General features: G+C 37.2%; 2 protein-coding genes. Both read left to right on the top strand.

Annotation, left to right across the window (positions count from 1 at the left end; genetic code table 11):
• Positions 1 to 194 precede the first annotated feature (194 nt).
• A complete protein-coding gene (locus JSS34_07825; protein MBS0186222.1) occupies positions 195 to 7,172 on the top strand; it encodes a patatin-like phospholipase family protein in 6,978 nt (2,325 codons plus the stop codon).
• Positions 7,173 to 7,414: 242 nt separating this feature from the next.
• Positions 7,415 to 7,633, top strand: a complete 219-nt coding sequence (locus tag JSS34_07820; protein ID MBS0186221.1) for a hypothetical protein — start codon at positions 7,415 to 7,417, stop codon at positions 7,631 to 7,633.
• The last annotated feature ends 406 nt before the right edge of the window (positions 7,634 to 8,039 follow it).

Below are 8,039 nucleotides of genomic sequence, written 5' to 3'. Positions count from 1 at the left end.
AACCTTGAAGCTCTTCTTTCTCCTTTCTTAGCATTATTTAGTTAAGTGTCTCAAATTTTCTACATTGAAATAGAATTCATTATCATCAATACTTTAAATTGTTAATAAAAGATCCTCAAATTATTTGGAATTTCTAAGAATATTCCTGGGAAAGACTTAATATAAATACTATCACAAAATAGGGGGTATGGTTTATGAAGAGTATCTTTGGAAAAAAATCCTTATATGGTCTCTTTAAGGAAAGATTTTTTTACAGCTTTTCTAAATCTGGCTTTAAAAACAAAAACGAAAAATACATTTTTTTCAAAAAAATAATTTGTTATTCTCTCATATTTCAATTATCTGTTCCTTCTTTTCTTTTTGCTGGAATTATTGATGATTTTACAAGAGATATGGAGAGAGTTTCTGCTAGTGGTATTAAGCTTAAATTTCCTTATGGACGTACGACACCAAGAGATGTAAATCGGAGAGTTTCTCTAGAGTCTTTTTCTATTTCTAAAGAAGAAGCTAGTCGGTTAATGCAAGAACAAATTCCATCCAGAAATGGAGTGAAGGTAGAAAAAGTCCGTGAAGAAGATACTCTAGAGATTGTTGAGCGACATAATATGCAAGTTCTTTTACGAGAACTGTGGGGGGAGAGAGTAGTACGAGAAGGGGAGGAGCTTTTTTGGTTAGAAAATTCAGAGACAGGAGATTCTTTCCTTTACCAAATTACGCAAGAATCACGAATAAGTGTAGAGCCTTTATTAAACACGCTAGAAAGAAGAGAGACTTTAAGATTAAATCGGTTGGATATCCAGCGTCTTTTGATATCGAGTCTTTTGATAAATCCTTTCGATGCGCATGGAGAAACCTTTGAGGTTGAAAAGGAAGTTCAAGAAAGAAGAATTTGGCCGGGAAGTGCTTTCCGGGTAGTTGGTATTCCCTTTTTTCAAACACGCGCACATTTAGAAGAAGGTGTTAGACCTCATTATGAATTAAGCGTTTTTAATATTCTTTACATTCATGAATTTGAACGAGAGGGGCAAGGAGGGAGTTTTGTTTCAGATGACGATTTACCACCAGAGGTTAAAGCGCCTTTTTCGACAAAATCCGGAAAAGAGGTTCTGTTAAACTGGTTATCTTGGGAACCTGTGCAAGATATGCTCATAAAGGGAAGACATACACTCGAAGGGCTTGTTGATGTATCTGTTATTGATCATTTTCAAGCCATATATGAACGTATCCGAGAGCGTTTACAGCAGCCAGGAAGGGTTTCTATAAGAGATTTGTTTGAGATCTGTTGTCCAAAAGTTCTCGAAATTTATTCTCAGCTAAGAAAACGATTTCAAGATCCTATCCCTCCCGGAACAAACCGAGAAACAGTTTTATACGGTCACTTAAAAAATAGTCCAAGTCGTATAATTCCTCCTCTTGTGACAGTTATAGATTCATTGCAAGCGTATAAAGCCTACACGTTTTATGAAATGCTGGAAGGGGTTGAAGTATATGATAGCTTTCTTGAGAAGTCTTTTAGAAGCGCTTTAATGGATGCTCAGAATCATGTTCGAACAGATGATGAGAGGAGAGATTACTTGGAAGGAGAAGTTTTTCCTTGGTTTCAACGTGTTGCAATAGATTATGTGCGAAGATATCCTCAAAAGTTAAATGCGACAAAAATGTTGACGCTTACCAAGGAGAGGAGAAGAGATTTTTATAAGCTACTCTATGAGCTTTTAACTCTTCCAAATATTTCTCTAGAAAGTTTGAGGTTTGCCGCTGCATTGGGGTTTGATATCAATATGAAAGAAGATGGGTTACCTCTTTGTGAGCATTTTAAAGAAATGCAACGAGTGGGAAGAGATCCTGCGAGTGGTCTTTCCTTAGTTCATCGGGCGACTCTTGCAAAGAATCTCGCTCAAGTGAGGTTGTTAACAGAAAGTCCGGAATTACAGATCGATACCCTCGGGAGAGAAACAGAGAATTCTGATTGCGAATCTCCTTTAGATATGGCCGTGCGCCTCAAGTGGGAAGAAGGATTTATGCATTTGGTTAATTCCAATGCTGGTCGTGGGCTTCAATATCCAGAAAGATTGCATGATTGGTATTTAGAACTTTCTCAAAATAATCCTGATAATTTAACCTCAAAAATGCGAAAAGTTTTCAAATCTATGGCCGATCGTCATCAAAAATTTAGATGGCTTGTCGTTTTAGAAGAAGTTTTTCCAAAAGATCCGGACCAAAGTGCTGCTCCCGAGTCTATGACTTCTGAGCAAATGATGCAGGCTCTCGGAGAATATTTTGGGACGCAAGCTCCCCAAGGAAGTCGCTTTACAGACGATGAATTGGAAGATTATCAAACAAAAAAGAGAAGGTTTGATGACCCACAAAACACCCCTGAAAGAAAATCTACAAGAAGAGGCGATTTACAACAGTTCTTAATCAATAAAGCCAATAGTGCATTAGGCCTTGTTATTGGTGCAGGAACACAAGATCAACTTTATCCTGATGTTATTACGGCAGCATTGAATTTAGATTTATGGTCCATGGAAAACCAAATTGGTTTTCGTGATACACATCGGGGAGACACTGCGCAAGAAGTTGATGTCATAGAGGCTAAAAAAGAGAGTTTTCTAAATGAGAAGCGCAGTGATTACAGAAAATATAGAGAGAACTCTGATAAAAAATACTTAGCTGAAGCGATGGCATTAGCTGCAATAAGAAAGAAAGATCCACGCATTTCAAGTATGTATCAATTTGAAGCACTTCCACGTTTGGTGGGGTATTTGGAAAAGAGATTTGGTCAACAATATCTTACTTTTTGGCAAGATTTTAAAGCAAATCGACCTTTAGAACACCATGAGCAATATTTCTTAAATTTGTTGCGGACAACTGCTGATGCCGAAATTTTACGCAGGAACAGTGATCTTATTTTACAAGAAGCTTATGTGAAAGTTTTAAAGCCTCGGAGTAAATTTCGAAGTGCTGAACATGGAGATCGTGTTTTATCTCCTGATATTTGCGTTCGTTTTTGGCGTGGCAATATATTTCAAAGAGGCAATCGTCATGGATTATGCAATGTTCAACGGATTGGAAGAGAGATTTTACGACAATTTCATCCTCAATGGCCTGCAAGTCTCTTAGGGCAGGAAGGAATATTATTTGTTAAACAATATCCTCAAGCTCCGGGCCTTGAAGCAGCAGCAAGCAAGCTTCTTCATACGCTTATTCGAGGAGGAGCTCCGTATAGTGATCTTTTTGAAAAAGAAGGGGTTCCTTATCTTGTATCTCAAGGATTTGGAGAAGGAGATCTTTTAGAAAGAATAGGTGCAAATATAGAACAAGTGAAAGTAGATTTAGATAATTTGGACCCCATAAAAGTTTCGCAGTTGATTATTGGAACGATGGTTTTAAGCCCAGAAGATGGAAAACTTGACAATTTTGTGCTTTGTCCTTTTGAAGGAGATTCTCATCGTACGCAATTGGTAGGTATTGATAATGACCATTCTTTTGTTGATATTGTTGGAAGTGAGAAAAATCGAGAATTAATGAAAGAGGACAGGAGGATACAAACACAGACGTGTTTGTTTGCCATAAAGGCTTTGATGACATCTTTGATACCACAAAATGTTCGGTTAGAATTTTTAAGTTTGGATATAGTCTCTTTTTTTCAAGAGTGGTTACAGACTTTGCAAAAGTTAGACATTGGGTATGAACGACTTTTCCCAAATGCGACACAAAGAACGGTCTTGGCATCTTTTCATAATAGCTATGTTACGATTCCGCTTACGCAAAGAATGGTTATGGGGGTTTTTGACCGCTTAAAGTTTATTCAAGAAGCTCTTGCCAGAACAGAAAGTGAAATTGAAACGCATGCTCAATTGCTTGAAAAAGTTATGCCTCCTTTAGCTCAAAAAAGCCGTTATGGAAAGTATTGGGACGATAAATGTGCACCCTATGAATTTTTAAGTGATCCGGAGATTCGTTCCATAGCATCTTCAAAAATGTCTGTTTATATAACCTCACTTTGTTTGCCTCTTAATGCAGGAACAGATATACCTCTCCGTGACAGATCGCATCGTGTTGAACTTATACTTCGAGAATTCAGAGGAAAAGTGGAAAGAATTGAAGAGACCTTGAAAACAGGAAAGCTTACGCTTGCTTCTTTTGAGGATTTTAGACCCAGTGTTTATCAACAAAGACGGTTTTTAAAGAGGATCAATTTTTCTAATCCTCCCTGGTCAGATCAAGATCAGGAAAATTTGATTACAATTTTAATGGATCCTGGTAATCCGCCAAATTGGGTTAGGCTTGTTCACTGTTCAGCTTTAAGGGACGAAAGTTTTTTTTCGTCTTCGGAAGCAGAATCATCAGCATCTTCGCATTCTCAAGAATCTGATGGAGACACGCGTCAATTTCATGTTCCACATATAAAACATTTAGAGATAGGACACGCACCTAATTTAACACCGAAATTTTTAGCTTATTTATTGGGAAATCCAGCAGAAGGAGGGAGGGATGCAGCAGGAGTGAAGCTAACGTATTTAGACATTTCGGGACTAAAATACGATGGAAACACCCTAGACATTTGTCTTCAACATCTTAAAACACTTAAGATGAATGGCCTCTTGAATGCTAATCCTGAGCCGGGTAAAGGTCCCAGAGTGTCTTTGCAAACAATTAAGGTGAAAGCACCTCTTTTGGAGGTTTTCGAGTGTGATGGTATGCCATCTGTTAAAACTCTGGGGCTATGCACGAATGACGAAGCAAATCATCATTTAAGATCTTTAAGTTTAAGAAATATGGTTTTTTTGAAAGACAAAGAACTTGAAGAAATTTTATATCAAAAAGATGAAAAAGGACGATTTATATTAGGGTATGCGCTTTCTTTAATGAAAGCTGAGGGAACTTTAAGTAAAGGAACGTTATACTTTGAAAAAGAAGGAGAAAGTCTTAAATATACGGTTTTAGATTCTGAAAACAAAAGAGTAGAAGGCAAAATTGAAGGTGATGATTTAAAAAAGCTTGAATATAAAGTAGACCAGAGTAAAGATTTAGATATCAGATCCTTAAGACCGTTTTTGTTGGGTATTTTAAAAATCACACATGAGAGAGGTCATACACAGAAAAATAATGAAAGAGTAAGAAAGTTTCCAAATATTCAGACCTTGAATCTTTTTGGAACCGGGGTAACACTCCCAATTGTAAGAGGGTTTAGCCCCTATATTGATTTAGAGGATTTAAAAGGAGCGCAACGACGTTTACAAGAGTGTGCGGAGGAAAATCCTCAAGTAATTTTAGATCAAATGGGAATAAATTCTGATCGAATAACAGGAGGAAGGGCTCTCGTACGCCACACTGGGCATTTCGTAAAAAACGTTGTTGGAGGTATTGCATGGGATATCTGGGGAATAGGTCAGATAATTTATAAACTCTTTAAAGGGAAGAGGGCAAATTTAGATGAACAAGTAGGGATGGGAGGTGTTACTTTTTCTACGATAGCTTCATCTTCTGCTGTTGTACTCATAAGAGGATTAACTCCTGAAATGATAGCCGCAGGTGCCACTGCTTTATCGGGTGCAGCGGCAGCAACTGGGGTTGGTTTTGGTGTTTCAGGTCTTATTTGGATGGGAAGAGCCGCGTATTGGGAGCATCAAAGAATTAATAGAGAAATTACCATTGCACGATATATACACGGTGCGACCTTAAGAGTAGCTCTCGATAAATTAAATAATGCCGAAGAAACAAAGCGTGAATTTTTAACTTTATCAAACAGAAACTTAGGAGATGCAGGGATATTGGGTTTGGTATCGGTACAAGATAAACCAGGAGACCATAATTTAGGACAGCTTATAAGTCTTGATTTGAGAGGAAATCAAATTTCAGATGAAGGAGGACAATGTTTACTTACAGCCGTTTATAATACACCTTCATTACAAAGCCTTTCTCTAGAGGGAAATTCAATAAGTGGAAATATTTTGAGTCAGATTAGAGTTGAACTCTTAAGGCGCCGGCAGGTCACACAAGCCGATTCCCAAATGGGAAGTCAAAATGAGTTTGTTCAACGTCAAGTTCGTCAATTGGGAGATATCGCAGAAGAATTACCACCAGTAGCTCCGGTTGCTCCGTGCTATTTTGGGCTTTCCATCGATGGAGGTGGGATGCGAGGGTATATTCCTGCTCTTTTCTTAAAGACGCTTGAGGATTATATTAAAGAAAATCATGGATTTGGAAGAAGAAAATTATACGAATATTTTGATTGTATAGGAGGAGCTTCCATTGGAGGTATTATTACTTTGGCTTTAACAATACCTAAAGCGGGTATTTTGTCAGATTTTAGGGGCCTTGATCCTATGTCTTCGGATTCTATAGTTGAGTTTTTTACACAAGAAGGTCCTAGAATTTTTGATAGTCCTCGATCATATACCTTGGGGGGAAAGATTTTTGATGCGAAATATAGTGCTCAACCTCTCGAAAAATTGTTGAAAAGATATTTTGGAGAAAGAAAGCTTTCTGAAGCTTTGACCTCTATTGTAATTACAGGTGTGCGTGTAGATGGAGCTAATGGGCTGGAACCTTATATATTTGATAGTTGGCGTGCTGTTCAAACAAATAAAGGTCCTAACTTTGGACGATATGACTTTTTAGCAAGGGATGTGGGTCGATCTACATCTGCTGCAACCACAATTTTTTCTCCTGCGTGTGCAAGAGATTTAAGTCCTCAACAAAATCTTTATACATTTTGGGACGGAGGGGTGTGGAATAACAATGCGTCTCAACTCGTTTATGATAAAATTGTTGAAATTTACAAAGAGACACCTAGGGAAGCTCAGGCTCCTGATAGATCTAACATACAAATCCTCTCTTTAGGAACTGGAGTAGGGCAATCTCAGTATGATCCGATTTGGTCTAATGCCGTGGTTGGTAATATTAAACCTCTTATTTTTGGGCAAATGGATCTGAGTCAAGAGGGGGTCACGCAACAAATGATAAGACAACTAGGAGCTTCTTATGCTCGAGTCCAGCCTGTATTACGAAAGAAAAGTGGAGGACGTTTGGGTGCAGATCTTGATAATATCTCGCCTGAAGTCTTAAGCATCTATGAACAAGCTGCAAGAGAGATGTGGTCTAAACATGAAGAATTCGTGCGTAGACTTGTGATTGCAAGTGATAAACGACCTAAAGTGGCATAACATTAAGAAGTTAGGAAGGGTGGTGGGAAATATTTGTTCGATTAGAATTAAAGATCAGTAACGAGTTTTCTTTTATTAATAAAGAAATTAAGTATCCAGAAATTCCCTCAAAACCCTCAGAAATATTAGATTTTTACGAAGAGAGTTTACAAAATTTATTTTCTGAAGTTGGCTCTAGATCTGAGGTAGAGTCTACTCCGGAAACTGCTGTTAAGTATCTATAATTTCTGAAAGGATTATTCGTGATTGCATGGATCTTTGAGATAGAAAGTGAAGGAAAAGCTTACTTTTTGAAGTCAACTCTTATCGAATGGTTATTTTCTCTTGTAATACCAAATCCCAAGAATAATGAAGCAACGGACCTTATAAAAAAGCCAGTAATTCCCGGTAAAATTCCTTCTAAATCCGCAGAAATGTTAGATTTTTACGAAGAGGATTTACGAAATTTATTTTCTGATTAAATAAGGTTTATAGGTAATGTATTTATCTTTTTATTTATTGGATTTGGTATAACTTTGGGGGGTTCTCAAGTAGTGCTTTGTTTTTTATCTCCAGGAACAACATAAAGAAGTAATCTTTGTCCAAGAATTTAACTCTCCTTGGAAATTCTATCTGGCTCATAAATTTCTTGTAAATTTTAGGTTGCTTTTCTGGTTTAATTCCTGGAGTTATTGACAAAGTGCTCATATTTTTCTTTGCTGTTGATACAAGTCTTTCCTTATCTCTTTACATTAGCCAGTTCAAAAGGCTCAGCATGCAATATTGATGAAAGAAGAGATAAAAATGAAATGGATAGAAAAATTCTTTATAAATTAACGTCAGTTGGATATAAGGAAGAAAAAGGAAGATATTGAAAAGATTGACTTT

The sequence above is a fragment of the Pseudomonadota bacterium genome, assembly GCA_018242545.1.
GTDB lineage: Bacteria > Pseudomonadota > Alphaproteobacteria > 16-39-46 > 16-39-46 > 16-39-46.
Note: the sequence above shows the minus strand (reverse complement) of the source record. Positions and strands in the feature narration are given on the sequence as shown.

What these genes read in the sequence shown, in the direction of transcription:
- JSS34_07825 (MBS0186222.1), top strand. Translation starts at nt 195, where the DNA reads ATGAAGAGTATCTTTGGAAAAAAATCCTTATATGGTCTCTTTAAGGAA.